At 41.8% G+C, this 18187-nt stretch carries 15 protein-coding genes and 3 pseudogenes; 10 read left to right on the top strand and 8 right to left on the bottom strand.

The features are described from left to right. Positions 1-104: 104 nt before the first annotated feature. Genes OCV52_RS17235 through OCV52_RS17225 form a run of 3 tightly spaced genes read right to left on the bottom strand, consistent with a single transcriptional unit; the run spans position 105 to position 2957 of the window. Complete coding sequence (locus OCV52_RS17235) at positions 105-923, bottom strand: DUF2861 family protein (protein WP_137408215.1); 819 nt, start codon at positions 921-923, stop codon at positions 105-107. Next, positions 920-1570 (bottom strand): response regulator transcription factor, encoded by a 651-nt coding sequence (locus OCV52_RS17230; protein WP_137408214.1) that lies wholly within the window; start codon positions 1568-1570, stop codon positions 920-922. The genes OCV52_RS17235 and OCV52_RS17230 overlap by 4 nt, the downstream gene beginning before the upstream one ends. Further along, the gene (locus OCV52_RS17225; protein WP_137408223.1) at positions 1548-2957 is read right to left on the bottom strand and encodes an ATP-binding protein; all 1410 of its coding nucleotides are present in this window, start codon (positions 2955-2957) and stop codon (positions 1548-1550) included. The genes OCV52_RS17230 and OCV52_RS17225 overlap by 23 nt, the downstream gene beginning before the upstream one ends. Before the next feature lie 275 nt (positions 2958-3232). Between OCV52_RS17225 and OCV52_RS17220 the strand changes: the two genes are divergently transcribed. Next, positions 3233-3766 (top strand): YbhB/YbcL family Raf kinase inhibitor-like protein, encoded by a 534-nt coding sequence (locus tag OCV52_RS17220; RefSeq protein ID WP_137408213.1) that lies wholly within the window; start codon positions 3233-3235, stop codon positions 3764-3766. Positions 3767-3800: 34 nt separating this feature from the next. Further along, positions 3801-3902 (top strand): annotated as a pseudogene (locus tag OCV52_RS17215) (AraC family transcriptional regulator); the annotation flags it as partial. 113 nt (positions 3903-4015) lie between these two features. On the opposite strand, the pseudogene OCV52_RS17210 reads toward OCV52_RS17215, so the two are convergent. Next, a pseudogene (locus OCV52_RS17210) lies at positions 4016-5043 on the bottom strand (phage integrase). Between the two features lie 545 nt (positions 5044-5588). On the opposite strand from OCV52_RS17210, the gene OCV52_RS17205 reads away from it, so the two are divergent. Continuing rightward, the gene (locus OCV52_RS17205) at positions 5589-5756 is read left to right on the top strand and encodes a hypothetical protein (RefSeq protein ID WP_170222460.1); all 168 of its coding nucleotides are present in this window, start codon (positions 5589-5591) and stop codon (positions 5754-5756) included. Between the two features lie 8 nt (positions 5757-5764). Further along, positions 5765-5977, top strand: a complete 213-nt coding sequence (locus OCV52_RS17200) for a hypothetical protein (protein ID WP_137408212.1) — start codon at positions 5765-5767, stop codon at positions 5975-5977. A gap of 420 nt (positions 5978-6397) precedes the next feature. Here OCV52_RS17200 and OCV52_RS17195 read toward each other — a convergent pair whose 3' ends face one another. The 4 genes from OCV52_RS17195 to OCV52_RS17180 form a co-directional block, all read right to left on the bottom strand. Next, positions 6398-7921: a hypothetical protein gene (locus tag OCV52_RS17195; RefSeq protein ID WP_206383572.1), complete on the bottom strand. Its 1524-nt coding sequence runs from the start codon at positions 7919-7921 to the stop codon at positions 6398-6400. Further along, positions 7914-8513, bottom strand: a complete 600-nt coding sequence (locus OCV52_RS17190; protein WP_061031589.1) for a hypothetical protein — start codon at positions 8511-8513, stop codon at positions 7914-7916. Before OCV52_RS17190 ends, OCV52_RS17195 begins: the two co-directional genes overlap by 8 nt. Positions 8514-8704: 191 nt before the next feature. After that, positions 8705-9304, bottom strand: coding sequence for a chromosome partitioning protein ParA (locus OCV52_RS17185; RefSeq protein ID WP_116870378.1), 600 nt, complete (start codon positions 9302-9304; stop codon positions 8705-8707). Between the two features lie 191 nt (positions 9305-9495). Further along, on the bottom strand, positions 9496-10095 hold the full coding sequence (locus OCV52_RS17180; RefSeq protein ID WP_137408210.1) for a chromosome partitioning protein ParA: 600 nt from the start codon (positions 10093-10095) through the stop codon (positions 9496-9498). Between the two features lie 509 nt (positions 10096-10604). On the opposite strand from OCV52_RS17180, the pseudogene OCV52_RS17175 reads away from it, so the two are divergent. From OCV52_RS17175 to OCV52_RS17150, 6 genes and pseudogenes are all read left to right on the top strand, one after another. After that, positions 10605-11317, top strand: a pseudogene (locus tag OCV52_RS17175) (helix-turn-helix transcriptional regulator); the annotation flags it as partial. Between the two features lie 131 nt (positions 11318-11448). After that, entirely contained in the window at positions 11449-12780 is a 1332-nt protein-coding gene (locus OCV52_RS17170) for a D-serine ammonia-lyase (protein ID WP_137408209.1), read from the top strand. A 159-nt stretch (positions 12781-12939) separates the two neighbouring features. Beyond that, a complete protein-coding gene (locus OCV52_RS17165) occupies positions 12940-13740 on the top strand; it encodes a hypothetical protein (protein ID WP_137408208.1) in 801 nt (266 codons plus the stop codon). Positions 13741-13970: 230 nt separating this feature from the next. Continuing rightward, on the top strand, positions 13971-14993 hold the full coding sequence (trpS, locus tag OCV52_RS17160) for a tryptophan--tRNA ligase (RefSeq protein WP_137408207.1): 1023 nt from the start codon (positions 13971-13973) through the stop codon (positions 14991-14993). 215 nt (positions 14994-15208) lie between these two features. Beyond that, on the top strand, positions 15209-15565 hold the full coding sequence (locus tag OCV52_RS17155; protein ID WP_137408206.1) for a hypothetical protein: 357 nt from the start codon (positions 15209-15211) through the stop codon (positions 15563-15565). A gap of 403 nt (positions 15566-15968) precedes the next feature. After that, on the top strand, positions 15969-18026 hold the full coding sequence (locus OCV52_RS17150) for a M4 family metallopeptidase (protein WP_137408205.1): 2058 nt from the start codon (positions 15969-15971) through the stop codon (positions 18024-18026). Positions 18027-18187: the final 161 nt, after the last annotated feature.

The following is an 18187-nucleotide window of genomic DNA, read 5'->3' as shown; positions in this document are numbered from 1 at the left end:
AAGAGTAAGTACGGTTATTACATCTGAGATGCGTTAGTGTTTTGTCACCTATATGTCTCTATTTCTAATTCAAACAACCATCAGTATGTTGTTGTGGTTGGCCTTCAGAAGGGCACCGCAACACGCTGAACATATTGGATTTCAATCGCGCCTTGGTATTCAAACTTTTCTACAGAGGCACTCAAGTGGCTAGCTTTACCTACTGATGGGCTTTCTGTAGGAACAGCGACGTGTTTTGCTTTGATCGGAACTTTGAAACCTAACATGTTGTAGTTTTCATCAAACCATTGCCAACTTACATGGGTGCTAGGGCAGTTATCGATAACCTCTGGCGGCGTGACCACAACGTGTGCGTTCTCAAGCTTATTCTCCAGTGCTAACCAGCGATTGCTGTCATCTAAAGCGACTACAAGTGGGTAGTTGTTCGTCCCAACGGTTAACTGATAAACACCAGATTCTGGTTTGATGAACATCTCATTGGTTTCGATTTCTTGATAGTCGACGCCCGAGTTGAGCTGTCCTTCAATCATCGTAAGACCATCAGGAGCGATGAGTGTGACTGGCTGTGCTTTTTTATTTAGGTCACTGCTGCGTGGCTCGGCTGAGATCTTAATCTGATAGCCTTGTGACGAAAGACCGTAACGTTTAATAAAACTCACTTGGATGTGGTGGGCAGGTCCGTCGCTTTGTTTAAGTGTTCTTCCACATTGAGTTCTAGTGAGTATTTCTTGTTTTACGGGCAGCCAAAGCTGACTATCAAGCGATTCTTGATTGAGTGCGATCTGTAGCTCTTGCCATGCAAGCTGCGGTTGCTCATTAAGTAGCGATTGATAAGATCGTTGTAAAGGTGTCTCTGTAAACCAAGTCGCATGACTCGCAAACGGTAACGCACACAGCAAAGCGGTTAACGATGTTACTTTCATTTCGAATCCCCAACTAAACGGTAGCCAACGCCACGATGTGTCTCTAGTTGGAGTGTTGGCAACTTTTGGCGCAAACGCAGTATGTGGTTATCTACAGTTCGAGTACTCGGAAAGGCTTGGTATCCCCAAATTTTGTTAAGCAGCTCGTCTCGGTGGAACACTCGCCCTTGGCTCTGGACAAACAGGACCAATAGCTGAAACTCTTTCGGTTTAAGCGCTACTGGGGCTTGATCGAGATAGGCGGTTCTTTCCGATAAGTTGATTTGGATATTGGCGTAATTTAGATGACTGACACCCAGTGGACGCAACTGAGTGATGACCCGCGCCAGTAATTCTTCATTTGAAAAAGGCTTGGTCACATAATCTTTGGCGCCAGCCATTAAGCCTTCTACACGCTGTTGAACTTCTACTTTCGCGGTTAATACGATCACGGGTAGTGCTTTAAGAAGTAACCAGTTTGGCAGGTGTTGTAAGCTGTCGCCGTCCTCAAGTTGCCTATCAAGCACCACGAGGTCGGCTCGTAACCAAAGCTTATTGGCATGCGCAGCTTCTTGTGCCCAAAGGCATTGATAACCATTGGACTCAAAGAAGCTGACTAGGCCTTGTCCAAGTAGTGGGTCATCTTCAATCAGCAGTAGGGTGTTCATAAGCTATTTCCAAAATACATCGGGTTGGATTACGGAGAATAATGAGGCGTCCATTCGCCTGTTTCATCAAGTGTTCAACAATGGTGAGTCCAATACCCATGTTATCGTGTCTATGCTCATCATTTGGAGTGACTCGGGACAAGGTTCGTTCTAAGAATGAAGGGAAATGTCCTTGATCTTGGACCTCAATTCTTAACTTGTCAGCAAGGGTAACGGTCACTAACACATTACCTTTGCCGTGTTGCTTAGCGTTCTTGATCAAGTTATCTAAGCAAATGGTCAGCCAGTAATAGGGCAGGTTAAGCTCTACTTCGCCGGAATCACATTGATAGTCGATGTTGTGCTTTTCGCATACATGTTCAAGCCACTCTTCGAGAGAAGCGTTTTGCTTCAATAAAGGTTCAGCGTTTTCTGTACTCAAGTAAACCTTACTGTTTTCAGTAAGTTGAGATAGCCTCTGATAGTCAGATATCAAACGCCAAACTGCATCTTGAGTGGTATCAGGGAACTCGTCGTAACGATTTCTGAACATTTCGACGGTTAACCCAAGGCTGGTAATTGGTGTGCGAAGTTCATGAGTCAGGAGCTGCAACACAAACTGTTTCTCTTTACGCTGTTTTGTTCTTAGAAATAGTGACCTTGCTAATATTGAAAATAGAACAACTAGCAAAGAGAAGATCATCACTTTCATGAAAAGAGTGTCGTTGTTCGTTTCACTCAGGCAGAGATTACTGTATCGAAACGAACAGCTTTCTTCAGATAAGGTTATGCCTTGTTCCTTCGCAATTGGCTTCCAAACATCATGCGGGACCACTTTCCAACCTTGCTCACCACTTAACCAAAGAACATCACCTTGCTGCCAAGCTCGGTATCCGTTAAGTAATGCTTCTTTTCCTTCTGGGCTCAAGGGTTCCAGCTTAGTATAGAGGGGATGTAGTGGGTTCGAAATGGTCAAAAATGGGTGTATTGGTTCGCGGTTTTCTGGGTAATGAGCGAAATAACGGTCAGCAAAGCTGCCACCAGCGGGATGTCGTTTTGAGTGTGCGGCAAACCAGATAGAGTCCAACGTTTGCTGTCGACACAAAGTAAGCTCGAACTCTATGGCATCATTTAAAGCCGGGTTAGAAGGCTCAATTGCTTGGCAGGTCTGCTGAATCTCAGCCAATAAAGCAATATCTTGCCATGTGAATTTTTTGAAATTTGGGTAACGGCTGTTGTCTTGAAGCAGAGCCTTTGGGTAATGAGATAACTCTTGCTGAGAAACAAAGATCGGAGACGCCTGCCAACTCAATTGGTACAGGGACTGCCATTTATCTTGCAAGCTTTGGGCGTTGGCTAGCGTAGGGAGCCAAAAGATCAAACAAAGGGCTAATGTCAGCCTGCGCATCCAGTTATTCTCATTAAAAGTCATTAGCGCGAGTCTAAAGAATTTTGCTCGAGATTTGTAACCTGAATGTCAACAAGTGTCCCCACTTTATCAATTTGTGACCGCGAGTCGCGAAATTAGCGATACATCATCAATCGATGATTTCTTAAAATAATGGTTCTAAAGTGCAGAAAGTATCATTTATTTAAATTTGATTAGATAATTGTGTACTTACTGTTACTTATTAAAGGGTGGAACTGAATATACTGGATTTAAACCTAACAAGAGGAATCATCATGAGAACAATGATCAAATCAGTATTGGCAGCGAGCATCTTGGCTGCAAGCTCAGTTCACGCATTTGAATTAACCAGTAACGATATTCAAGAAGGTCACCCAATGGCTAAGACGTTTGAATACTCTAGTTGGGGTTGTGATGGTGAGAACTTATCACCTCAACTAATGTGGAAAGACGCACCGGCAGGCACCAAAAGTTTTGCAATCACGGTTTATGACCCAGACGCACCAACCGAAAGTGGTTTTTGGCATTGGGTTGCATTTGATATTCCAGCAACCGTGAATGAATTACCTCGCGCAGCGGACATTACGAAGTTGGGTGGTAAGGAAGGGCGCATCGATTACGGAACGGTTGGTTTTGGTGGCGCTTGCCCTCCTGAGAAAGACGGCATGCATCGTTATCAATTTACGGTTTGGGCGCTATCAACTGATAAGTTAAACCTCGATGAGAATACACCGTCAGCAGTCGTGGGCTTTACGCTGAATAGCATGGCGCTAGACAAAGCAAGGTTAACAGCAACTTACACTCGTTAATTTGCTATAGACAAAAAACAAATAAGGGGATGAGATGAATCATCAATATCAAGTGACAGTGTTTCGAGCTGAGCAGTTACAAAAGCTGCGTAATGTGAGGATTCTATCCCCTAGTTTTATCGATATTGACGCTGGATTGTTATAAGTATCTGATTTTGTTGGTTTTACCTGTTTTTGGGGAAGCATGAAAAGACGAGAAAAGCCGACTAAATCAGACCATAACCGAGATTTGCCGCCATTTTGTCGCCACTAATTTTCTAGTGGATTTAGTTCAACGGCTTGTATTAAGTGCTCTGGTGCGAAGTGCGAATAAGTCATAGTTTGCTCTATCTTCTGGTGACCCAAAATACGCTGTAACACCAAAATATCGCCACCATTCATCATAAAGTGGCTAGCAAAGGTATGTCGAAAAACGTGAGTGGCTTGTCCTGCGGGTACATGGTTTGGTAATGCTCGTTTAACACACATCCAAGCCTTTTTGTAATTGACATTGAATATAGCGTGACTACTTACTGAGTTCCTTAAGATCTCTTCATACAGAGTAGGGGAAATAGGGACGGATCGATTCTTTTTACCTTTCGTTTCAGTGAAGGTCAGCTTGTATTTTGTTATTTGAGAATGTTTGAGTGAAAGAGCCTCTCCTATACGGCATCCAGTAGCCAAACATATTTTAGCGACAACATGAATCTGTTTTGCTGGAAGGCTGTCATCAGCAGCTAAAGCACTAAGAACGTTATGTATTTGCTCTTTTGTTAAGTAGCTAAGTTCTTTCTCTGCAATTTTGACGAGTTCAATATCCGCTAAAGGGTTCGGTAATTTCCATACATCATACTTGATCAGTCGATTAAACATTGAACGTAAGGTTTTTAGTTCGATGTTTTGAGTAGATGATGAAATAGCTAAATTGGGTGGTTACGATGGTAGCTCACACGATTGGCGCGATAGGCCAAATAGTCTTTTTTCGTAAATAGATGTGCTATTGGGTTATTGAGCATGGTGATCGTTTTAGCCATAAGATGATATGAGTTCTGACCTGTTTTCACCGTATGGCCGTGAACTTCCCACCAGGTATCAAGCAAGTCCTTTAACCTGCGATTGTCGACCTTATTAGCTAACCACGGCTTGTCGTTCACCTCACTCATCGTAAAGTGTTCAAATGCTGTCGCTTCTCCTTTGGTGGCAAAACGCTTTCTTATACGCTTTCCATCTCGCCCGCTGGGGTAGCACTCGCATATCCATGGCTTTTTTGAGCCGTCTTTCAGATTTCTAACAGACATAATCAAGCCTTATTAAACTGTGTTTATATACAGTGTAATGGGTGTTCAAATGCATAGCAATGTTTTAAATTGAGGTTGGGGAACATCGTATTTTTAGCGTAATCGAAATGAGCAGAGCAGGGTTTGTAATTGTTAATGGCAAGAACAACCTTTTATTGGCTGTTTAAAATCAAAAATGCCCCAAAGTGTTTTTAGAACGTATGAATTTAGCATGATAACTATTGTGGCAACAGCTTGCTGGCAAATCGTCTAACACTTATTCGTGCATCAGGCTGGAAAATATTTTGCCAATCAATTTATGCTAGACAGAAAAAATCTGTATTTAGTGATGTAGGTACGGAACTGTAGAACTTAAACTATCGTTATTCTTAGCAAAAAAGATGTATGGTTTACGTCATTAAGATACTATACAGAATAATTCTATATTTAAGTACAGAATTATTCTGTCTAATATAGCTGTTAAGTGCAATTAATTTTACTCACCCCTTGAGAATTTTAGTTTGAACCTTATTTATACTATGGCGTAAATAAAAAATGGACTCAGTATGAAAAACACACAGTACAACTACAAAATGACAAAGTGTAGAAGCGGCTTTCAAGTAGTTGTCGTATGCACTAAAACCAGTAAAAAATACTATGCTAACGCTGCAACAAGCTACAACGAAGCAATTGAGCTTGCAGATGCGTTAGTTATTACATTGATGATGGAATAGGGATTATCATGAGCAAATCAATTGAACAGTTAATTCAAATCGTAGAAGCTGGCGGTAATGTAATTGTTGGCAACAAGTCAGTAGAACAACTAGTTGTACTCGCTTCTGCTTCATCACGAAGTGGAGCAAAAGTAACAATTAAAGCCAATAAATCTGTTGAACAGCTTGTTGAAATTGCTAAAGCTGGTAATGGCAATGTGACTTTTGATCTAACATCTTAGACTTTTAAGTGTATTAAATTGCATTTAACAAAGCATTTAAGAGGGGTTTTTATTTGTTTTTTAAGTTGTTGTTTTGTAATTAAAAAATAAGTAGTTAATATATTTGGGGTAACACTGAGGGGGACTCAAGAAAATAACATTAAAATGTGACGGATGTCACTAATATTTCTGGTTAAGGTATTTCCCTCAAGCATTTGAGTTTGTTTCTAACGTGTTTCGGGACAAGAGTGCTTTTAGTGCGAGCACTTTAAAACGCTTTTGCCCCATTATCATTTAGAGTTGATACTCATCAGCGTCTTGCTAATACTGTTTTTACTTATTAATCGTTATCTAAATCATGACTACATAATATTTGTCATTTAGCGATTAGTTGATGAGAATTTGTTACTAATACATTGATTCTGTGGATGAAGATAATGATCAATGACCTTGGCAAAGATTGGTAGGTTGGAAAGGAAGGTAAGGTGTCTCATATCGTGCCGACACATCATAACGTCCTGACAAATACTGAGAGGCTAAATATTGACGTTGCTGTTCACTGTAAAAGTGTTGTGTTGCCTCTAGTTCAATAGCTTCACCATCACCAACGCAAATGAAATAACCATCGTCCATGCTTTGAAACGCTACTGAACTTTCATCTACCAATCCATATCTATCGGTCATCTTTCTTGACCTCCAAATATCTTTAAATGTACCTCGCTCAAAGCGTTTCAAATTTCGCCATTGTATGAACATATAAGTGTCTTGCGAGGGAATCGATGGTATGTCATCCAACGTCTCGTTCGGGCTTTTACAAGTATCAAACAAAACCACAGCATTGTTCTCAACTCTAAATGGTAATCTATCTTCATCTTGTATATAAGAATCCACGTTCCTTTTGAACCAAGAATCACCCTCTGGGCTGAGATAAAAAGAAGGAGACTTTAGGTAAGAACCAAAATCGTCAGTTTTATTTGCGTCAACAATTTCATAAACAGGATTATCATGAAGTGCGTCATAACTCGCACTATAATCGAACTCAATTTTAAACAAAAAATCTTCCATCTCGGGTTTAGTCAGAGACGTGAAAGCCTTATCGACGGAGGCTTTAAGTTTTTCAATAGATTTAGGATGAGTGAGGTAAATCGGAATTAATCCGTGTCCCGCAAAGTCTAATTTGCTCGGTGCTATCACGGTGTTGGGAGGCGGAACGCTGCCTATCCCTGTAAAGTTCAGCCCATTAATCACAAGATCTGAGGTCGATAAAATATAATCACTGTCCGGGCTAAGGGTTGGGGAAGCGGGAGCGATGTGAACGACGCGAATGTTATCGGCACTGTAACCGTATTGGGACGTAACATGCTTATATGATTCGTTTACCCATAAGTTCCCTTGTGAATGAGCGATGTAAATGAGCTTTTTTCCTTTCCACGTAAGAGAGTTATTTAAAAGATGATGCTTCATTCTAGTTTGGCTGGTTTCGGGGGCATCAACAAGTGATGCTAATTCTTTTAAAAATGTCGTGATGGTTGCATTGATGGCTTCACTGGTGAAGTCGAGAACGAATCCAGCAAACCAAGCAAAAGTGGCGCTGATTTTTTTGATGATAGCGCTGTTTTGCCTACTGCTCATAATATCCCAAAAGGCCTCCCACCGGTCGAATTGTTTCTGCTCTAACTCGGAAGTTCTTTGGTCAAAGGTTTCAGCGAAATCAGCCAGTACGTTAAGGCCACTTCCTTCAATATAAGAATCGTTGTAGAAAAGCTGGTATTCGACAGACTCACCGTTGTAATGGCTGATACCTAGAGTGGCTTTGATCTTCTTTTGTCCCCTTTTAGCTTGTTCTTTGGTTGTTGCTACCCCATTAAAAAAGCCGATAGTGTAACCTTCTATTTTGCATGAGTTAGCGATTGCATTGAATGGCAGTAAAACCACTAATATGAATAATATTGTTTGCCTATTCACAATATTTTGCCTCAGCAGGAAGGAGTGTACTTACAGATCCATCTTGTAAATGATTATAAGCTAAGTACGCCATAGTACGAGCTTTGGTGTTGTAGGTGAGAGATGTGATTGTGTTGGAGGTGTTTATGCCGTCATCAATATCAATTCCTACAAACTCTTCACAGGCGAGGACTTTGTCGTATTGACTTGAAATATCAAGAGCTTTTTTGATATTAGCGTCGGTCTTTTGTGAAAAATCGTGATAGAGGTTTTCTTGTGTGTAATGGGCATTTTGCTTTAAGGCTTTTCGGACAGGCTCGGGCACTTCTAACGCATCAATAAACGCCTCAATGTCATCGCGGATACCATCATTGTTTGCATCAGTACCAGTGAGAGAGTCGCTGCGGTCAAGCATGGATTCGAAACGCTCATATAGAAGCCTAAGTTGATCATCAATGGTCGGCAGTGCCTTTAATTCTGCAATTAGTTCCGGTGTTTTTTCTATGTGAGAGATGACACTCGGTTGTTCCACTACAGTTACGTTTGGCTCATTCGATTCTTTGCACCCCATAATTAACATCACGGCTAACGTGCAGACTAATCTATTTTTCATTTATGTACCCCTAGTATTTCAAATAGATACTAGAGAATACGGACAAATTAACTCACTGAATAATAAAGAGTTTGCATAGGGGCATAACAAACAAAAATAGGAAGTTAGATGTTCTTACCCTCCGCCTTTTCTGTGTTTCAAAAAAGGGGGGAAATATCAATTAAGGGGGAGATTTGAACGGGGTGACTAGCTTATTCACAGTACTTAGCCTCAGCTTTCAGAGAAGTACTTACAGATCCATCTTGTAAATGATTATAAGCTAAGTACGCCATAGTACGAGCTTTGGTGTTATAGGTTAGAGCTGTAATTGTGTTGGAGGTGTTTATCCTGTCATCCACATCAATACCAACAAATTCCTTACAAGCAATGACTTTGTCGTATTTATCTGAAATATATAGAGCTTTTTTGATATTAGCGTCGGTCTTTTGTGAAAAATCGTGATAGAGGTTTTCTTGTGTGTAATGGGCATTTTGCTTTAAGGCTTTTCGGACTGGCTCGGTCACTTCTAACGCATCAATAAACGCCTCAATGTCATCGCGGATACCATCATTGTTTTCATCAGTACCAGTGAGAGAGTCGCTGCGGTCAAGCATGGATTCAAAACGCTCATATAGAAGCCTAAGTTGATCATCAATGGTCGGCTGTGCCTTTAATTCTGCAATTAGTTCCGGTGTTTTCTCTATGTGAGAGATGACACTCGGTTGTTCCACTACAGTTACGTTTGGCTCATTCGATTCTTTGCACCCCGCAATTAACATCACGGCTAATGTGCAGACTAACCCATTTTTCATTTTTGTTTCCCTAGTATTTCAAATAGATACCAGAGAATACGGATAAATTAACTCACTGAATAATAAAGAATTTGCATAGGGGCATAACAAAGAGAAATAGAAAGTTAGATGTTCTTACCCTCCGCCTTTTCTGTGTTTCAAAAAAGGGGGAAAATATCAATTAAGGGGGAGATTTGAACGGGGTGACTAGCTTATTCACAGTACATAGCCTCAGCTTTCAGAGAAGAACTTACAGAGCCATCTTGTAAATGATTATAAGCTAAGTACGCCATAGTACGGGCTTTGGTGTTGTAAGTGAGCGCCCTGATGGTTCTTCCTGTATTTGTTCTATCTCTGACTGGAATGCCAACAAACTTCTTACAGGCGATAACTTTGTTATATCTATTACCCATCGCCATTGCCTTGTCGATATTGGCTTTAGTCTTTTTCGAGAAGTCGTGGTAAAGGTTTTCTTGTGAGTAGCGAGCGTTTTGTTTTAAGGCTTTTCGGACAGGCTCGGGCACTTCTAACGCATCGATAAACGCCTCAATGTCGTCGCGGATACCATCTTTGTTTACATCAGTACCAGTAAGAGAGTCACTGCGGTCAAGCATGGGTTCAAAACGCTCATAAAGCAGCCTAAGTTGAGCATCAATTGTCTCTTGTGCCTTTAATTCCGCGACTAGCTCAGGTGTTTTCTCTATGTGTGATATGACACTCGGTTGTTCCACTACAGCAGCGTTTGGCTCATTCGATTCTTTGCACCCTACAATTAACATCACGGCTAATGTGCAGACTAACCCATTTTTCATTTTTGTTTCCCTAGTATTTCAAGTAGACACCAGAGAATACGGACAAATTAACTCACTGAATAATAAGAAATTTTAATGACAGCATAAGGAGTGGTGATAGGCAGAATGAATCGTAAGCGAGCATGAACCAAGAACAAGAATTGCAAGTACTTATCGAGCAGTTTTAATCACGTTCATTGTCAAAATGACCTGCTCCATCAACACTGGATACCAAGTTAAGTGACTTTCCATACTTTTAGTTATTCATGTTTTGCTAATGTTCTATTTTCCGAAACGCATTTTTGTCCAAAAATGAGTTTCAAATGTTTGTAACTGGAAAACGACAAATGAATCCTTTTATCAGGCCTCATGTTAACTATCCTAATTGATGTTAGAGCACATCAAATATCAAATATCAGATATCGAGTGGTTACATGGGACAATAAAATCATCGCCATCTTGTCGCCATTTATCAGTTGATTTTGTTGTAAGCTATTGTTTTGTAATTGTTATTTTTACCCTTCGATAAATCCCCTAGTATTATTCAGATCATCACAGGCAGTAAGCGTTTGTTTTGGAAAGACTCGGCAGCAGAGCTTACTCATTCTGAGTTATTGCTGTGTGAAGCTTCGGCATCATTGAGTTTTGAGAACATGCCACATAAAGGGCGATTTCTGTCCCGCGTGTTTAGTTTTCATTTTCAACCCACTCAAGCGATGCTCGAACTGAGTGAACAATGTGCTGCCGAATTCGAATACCTCACTTTAGAAGCAGACCGCAGTTTACAAGATACTTTAAATGCCTTGTTTACGTTTGATCGTCAAAGTATGAGTGAAACCACACAGCAATTTTGGTTGCAAGGTTTGTATCAACAACTTGCAGAGAAGGGTGTATTACATCGGTTGTTTACTCGTTCAAACGTCTCTTTCAGCCAAAAGCTCAGTCATTACTTATCTCATTCACCAAACGAGAAACACTCTTTAGAAGACGTTGCAGAGCGTTTTGCAATGAGTCGTGCGACGTTAATCCGTAAGCTCAAACTCGAAGGAATGCAATATCGTGAGGTATAGCAGAAGTGCGTTTGAGCCATGCTTTGTATCTTATGCTAAATGGCCAACACAATGTCACAATGCTTGCTCAATCTTGTGGTTACCAATCTGAAGGACGTTTTAGTCAGCGCTTTAAGGGTAAGTTTGGTCTGTCGCCAAGTGAATACATCAAGACGGTTGCCTCACGGGCATAGTAAGGGAAATAGCATCTGCTGACGGTAGGCACAAGTATCGGTTATTGAATCATTTCTCGATTACGGCTCTAATAGGGTGTACACCAAGTGATTGAAATCGCCCAGAACGCTTAATACCAGAGAAGGTAGCTATGATCGAACTGAATCTAAATAACCTCACGAACGACTTTCCATTACTAAATAAGCTTATGGCGCTCGAAGAGGTGGTTTGGTTTAACCCAAATGTTACAACACTAGACCAAGGGTTACCTTATGTCGGCTTGGATGAGGAAGACATTCATGATGCGAGTTTACGCTTACAACGATTCGCCCCTTACCTTGCAAAAGCATTTCCTGAAACTCAACTATCCAATGGCATCATTGAATCTGATCTTGTTGATATTCCAACGATGAAAACAGCATTGGAGGCGTATTATCAATTGCCGATAAAAGGGCGGTTGATGATGAAGAAAGACAGTCACTTGCCTATCTCTGGGTCTATCAAAGCCCGTGGCGGCATATATGAGGTACTGACACACGCTGAGAAACTCGCGTTTGAAGCTGGGTTACTAAGTGAAAGCGATGATTACAGCAAATTGCTAGAACCCGAGTTTCGTGAGTTCTTTAAGCAATACAGTATTGCGGTAGGTTCAACAGGGAACCTAGGCATGTCAATTGGTATCATGAGCGCGAAATTAGGCTTTACCGTATCCGTTCATATGTCTGCCGATGCGAGAGCGTGGAAGAAGAACAAACTGCGTGAGCACGGCGTAAATGTGGTTGAGTATGAGCAAGATTACGGCGTTGCGGTTGAACAAGGACGAAAAGAAGCTGAATTGGATCCTAGTTGTTTCTTCATTGACGATGAAAACTCGAAGACACTGTTCCTTGGATATTCTGTGGCCGGAGAAAGGCTAAAGCAGCAATTTGCTCAGCAACAGATTGTCGTCGACGAAGCGCATCCGTTGTTTGTCTACCTACCATGTGGCGTAGGCGGCGGCCCTGGTGGTGTGGCATTTGGTTTGAAGATGGCATTTGGCGACCATGTTCATTGTCTGTTCGCCGAGCCTACGCATTCACCTTGCATGTTGTTAGGCGTTCACACCGGTTTGCATGACGAGATTGCAGTACAAGATCTTGGTATTGATAACCTTACTGCAGCTGATGGGTTAGCCGTGGGCCGCGCGTCAGGCTTTGTTGGCAGAGCAATGGAGCGCTTATTGGATGGTTACTACACATTAACGGATGAACGCATGTATCAATTGTTAGGTCAATTGAATCAAGCAGAAGCCATCAAACTAGAGCCCTCTGCATTAGCCGGCATGCCAGGGCCTATCCATGTAGAACATAACACTGAATATATGACGAGATTAGGTATTGATGATTCGACGTTATCCAACAGCACGCATCTTGTTTGGGCGACGGGTGGAGGCATGGTACCTGAACAAGAAATGGCGATGTATCTTGCCAAGTCATCTATTTAATAGGTAGAGATACAAATGCGGGTGGTAGTTGAAAGCTCCTAAATCAATCCATTTATTGCACAGATCGTTATCCAAAACACAGATTTTATAAATTGTGTTTAGTCGTTGCTATCACTCTCAGTTAGGTTGAATGGCATTCAATTTGACAGGGATAGCACGATGGAAACCGATAACACCATTCGACAGCCAATCACATCACAAGAAATTACCCCAACAATGCTGCTACAACGCTTGGATTCTATTGGGCAGTGTTTAAGAGCTTCAAATAAGGCGCTTGCCTTGTTGGGGCTTGGTTCTGTTGGTATCGAAACGGAGAGACTGGACCAATACTCAGACGTCGATTTCTTTGCGATCGTACAGGTAGGACAAAAGCAGCACTTTTTAAACAATTTAAATTGGTTATCTGATATCCAGCCAATCGACTATTCCGTGCGAAACACGGTCGATGGCTATAAAGTTCTGTATGCCGATCGAATCTTTTGCGAATTTGCGGTCTTTGAACCCCATGAATTAGCACATATTCCATTTGCTGAAGGTCGTATTGTTTGGCAGGAAGAGGCGTTCGATGCTAGGTGCTGTGTACCACCGGAAAAAAGTGCTCCACAAGCTAATACCCAAGAGTGGTTAATCGGGGAAGCACTGACCAATCTTTATGTGGGTATGTCCCGCTATAACCGTGGAGAAAAGCTCTCTGGGAGTCGATTTGTTCAGTCTTATGCATTAGATCGTTTAATTGATCTTGTCGAACAAACAGAAAATCCACAACCTGGCTATGTCGATGAGTTTATGTCTGATAGAAGGTTAGAAGCGCGGTTTCCTAAGTTTACTCAACTGCTTCCAAGCTTCAATCAAAGTTACGAACACACCGCAGAGTCGGCTTTATCGCAGCTCAATTTCTTGAACACTTACTTTGAGATTAACCAAGCCATGCGTTCTAGAATTATAAATTTATGCAATTAATACAGCGAGTTAAATTGAATCAATAAAATGTGTTGTCGTTAGCCAATAATATTGATACGTTTTAAGAATGAAATTTAATCCCGCTTCAACTTCAGTTTTCTTCTGGTGGTGCTCTATCTAGAGCAGCACGGAATACTCACATTCTTACGCTGCTGGAAGGTAGCTAAGAATGTCATCAAGATTGTCGTCTCTTTATATCTCCAGTAGCCTTTTTAACTTGGAGATACTCAATGAAAACAAATCAAAACGATAACAAATCAGAAATTATTCTTACTGGCGACCGCGCGACAGGTCCTTTGCATTTAGGGCATTACGTGGGCTCTCTCAAACAACGTGTATCCTTACAACATGAGCATGACCAAACGATATTGGTTGCCGACATGCAGGGCTTGACTGATAACGCGCATAATCCTGCAAAGGTCTCTTCAAACATTCTCAATGTGGTCGCCGACTATCTGGCTGTTGGCATCGACCCAACTAAAACTACAATTTGCCTTCAATCTCAGCTTCCTGCATTGGCTGAGCTGACCATGTTTTACAGCAACCTTGTATCCATCGCACGTTTGGAACGTAATCCTACGGTCAAAAGTGAAATTCAAAACAAGGCGTTTGGTCGCTCTCTTCCTGCTGGTTTTCTCACTTACCCTATATCTCAAGCGGCTGATATTACGGCGTTCAATGCGACGTTAGTCCCTGTGGGCGATGACCAACTGCCAATGCTAGAGCAGACAAACGAGATTGTTCGAAAGCTAAACTCGCTCGCTGGTAAGTCTATTTTGAACGAATGTAAGCCGCTTCTGAGTAACGCATCACGACTTCCGAGTACGGATGGGAAAAACAAGATGTCCAAGTCGATGGGTAACGCGATTAACCTAGGTGCGACTGAGAAAGAGATTCGAACGGCAGTCAAGTCCATGTATACCGATCCAAACCACTTAAAAATTGAAGATCCGGGCCAAGTGGAAGGGAATATTGTGTTTACCTATCTTGATGCGTTCCATAGTGACACACAGTATGTCTGTGAGTTAAAGGATCATTACCGCAGAGGCGGGTTAGGGGACGGACAAACTAAGAAGGTATTGGAAGAGTGCTTGCAGGAGATGTTAAGGCCGATAAGAGCTCGTAGAGCTGAATTGCTAGATGACAAATCACAACTCATTGATATTTTACGCGAAGGTACGCAAGTCTCGAGAGAGAAAACAGAAGCCGTTTTATTCGATGTGAAGGGCGTATTTGGCTTGAACATACTCTAAATAATAGGTTGCTTTCTAGGCGAAATTCTACATTTAAAGCTCGAATTATCAATGATTTAAATGTGGATGATATGTAAATAAAGTCAATTAAATTGAATGGGGTTAACAAGTAATTTATAAAATCATTTTTGTTACGGTACTTGTCATTCGGAGCTGTTCTTTATTTGAATACAACTGAGAGTGGATAAGGCCTTACCTTCACATGATGGAATTAAATGAAAATCAAACTGTTACTCCAAATTTTACTTTTACTGTCTGGTTGTTCGGATGTTGTCAGCGATGAATATGCAACTTATAAACTGGCTCAACAAGCTCAGTTGTTTGATAGAGGTTGGTTACCAGATATCGTGCCTAGTTCAGCTACACAGATTGAAGTAAATAACGATTTAGACACCAATACTTCGGAAGGGAGTTTTCGTATAGATGAGCCTCAACTAACCGAGTTCATCGCCAAACTTACACCCACTTCGTCTAAGGATGAATTTCACTTTACCAGCGGTGACAGCACTTGGGTGTTTAATATAGTCGACGATAGCGTAATCACTTACACACTCAATAAAGTCAAAGGCTAAGTTCCAACCTCAGCCAACATACTCATCGCCAACACACCCTCATCATTATTTTAATTGGTTCCTTATGAATGGGAGCGTTGAATTTTGTGATGGTGAGTTGGCGTTGCTATTTAAAATCGATATCGACCCTTAATCTCGTAACGATTTGAAGCATCAAATTTCAGGAAATTATCAAAATTTGATATCCCTTCATATTTTAAGTCTATTTACTGAGTTTTTTCTAAGTGTAAGTATTTATTGGTTTTTTTGACTAGCATTCTCATTTTTATAGGTGACAGATATTATGTTCTGAATCGATATCACATATGCAACTAGGTTTATTTACTTGTAAGGGGATTCTATCGTTAATATGCGCGCTCATCCATCGGGTGAATTTATAACAACATAAATATAAAGGTGATGTATGCGTGGTGCACATTTACTGATGCTATTCCCAATAGCGTTTACTTCTCAAGCTGCCAATGTACTCGACTACACTGAAGTCGATCTGTCAACAATTCTTAACAACACTAGCCAACAAGGCTTTAGTGCGGTAAATCGACCACTTGCTTATCAAGAAGCAAGTCGAGTTGAGACCGGAACAACGACACTCCTTCGTAAACAACAACTTCACTATGGCGTTCCAGTCTATGGTCAGTCGGTAGTGGTTGATCTTTCCCAGCAAGGTATTGCTCAAGCCGTTGATGGACAAGTGTTAACGGGCATTGAGGCTGATATCGGTTCTACTTTACCAATGATCAACGCACAGCAGGCCATTGATATTGCTAAGTCACAACACAAAGGCGTAGCAGCTGCAACCATTCGTAATCCAAATGCAGATCTTTTTATTTGGTTAGATGAACAACAACAAGCACACCTTATTTATAAGGTTGATTTCCTGCAAACAAAGGGCATGGGACCTTCACGACCAATTACCCTTGTAGACGCTAAATCTGGCGAATTACTTGACCAATGGGAAGGTATCGCGTTCATCGATGCTGAAGGCCCCGGTGGCAACCAAAAAAGCGGTCGTTATTACTTTGGTCCGAATACTCAATATGGCGGGTTCCAGGTCAACTCATACTGCCAAATGGACAGCCAAAACGTTGTCACTATGAACATGAATAACCGCCAAGATTACGGTCAGGTTCACCAGTTTGCTTGTAACGGCAATTACGGTAGGAACGTTAACGACTATCGTGCAATTAACGGTGCTTATGCGCCTATGAACGATGCACATTACTTTGGCCAACGTGTATTCGACATGTACAAAGAGTGGTTGAATACTCGTCCTATCCAGCAAAAGCTAACCATGCGTGTGCACTATGGTTCGAACTACGGTAATGCGTTTTGGGATGGTCAACAGATGACGTTTGGTGACGGTAACCAGTCTATGTACCCGTTAGCTACGTGGGATGTAATTGCGCATGAGGTAAGCCATGGCTTTACCGAACAGAACTCAAACCTTGAATACCGCGGTCAGTCTGGGGGTATGAATGAGTCATTCTCTGATGTGGCAGCAGCGGCTTTAAGTGAGTATGTTCATGGCAGTTTTAACTGGAAGATGGGGGAGCATGTTATGAAGTACAGCCCAGCAATGCGCTACTTCATTCAACCTAGCCAAGATGGCATGTCTATCGATCACGTAAACCAATACTACAATGGTATTGATGTTCACCACAGCTCAGGGATTTTCAACAAAGCTTTTTACCACCTAGCGACTAGCAATGGTTGGGATATTAAAAAGGCGTTTATGGCTTACGCGACAGCGAACCAACTTTACTGGACATCAAGATCGAACTTCCAAGCAGGAGCTGAAGGAGTTTGTAAGGCAGCACAACAGCTAGGCTATGAATCATCTGCAGTGCGCTCTGCCTTCAGCCAGGTTGGCGTTAACGTACAATACTGTGGTTCCGGTCAGCCGAATCCAAACCCTAATCCACCGACACCAACCCCAACACCGAATCCGACTCCGGGTATTACGAATCTCGAGTTTAATGTGCCTGCTCCTGTGTTGAGCAGTGGTAACGACCAACAGCAGTTCGTTCTAAAGAACAGTTCTGAAAGCGATGTTTGGATCCAAACTTACAATGGTTACGGTAACGTTGATCTGTATGTTGCTATTGGTCGTCCTGCATCATTGAATGATTACGACTGTTCGTCTAATAACTTGGATAACAACGAGTATTGTGGGTTTGGCGGTATACAAGGGGATGATATCTACGTAATGGTCTCTGGTGCGCAAGGATCAACAGGTGCTTACGTAGCGGTCAGTACTGTACTAGAGCTTCCAAACCCTGAACCTCAGCCTGAGCCACAAGATAAGTGTGTTGACGCACCAGAGTGGAGTCCGAATGTGTTCTATCCAGCTGGAGCACTGGTTCAATATTGGGGTAACCGTTTTACGGCGACAACCAATAACTGGGGAGCCGATCCTTTCCAAAATTCTTGGTACTGGACACACGAAGGTTTGTGTATGTAATTTAGTTAGCGAATTTAACTAAACAAACATGACAAAGGGAGCACTCAGGCGTGCTCCCTTTATTCGTTAACAATGAGATGTATCGGCGTACAAGGTGCTTGTGTCACTCTTCTAAGCGTTAGATTATGAGTGGCGAACATTCAAGGCTCCTGTCGAATGTT

This window comes from Vibrio chagasii (assembly GCF_024347355.1).
Lineage (GTDB): Bacteria > Pseudomonadota > Gammaproteobacteria > Enterobacterales > Vibrionaceae > Vibrio > Vibrio chagasii.
The sequence above is the reverse complement of the archived record's forward strand: the minus strand, read 5'-3'. Positions and strand labels throughout refer to the sequence as shown.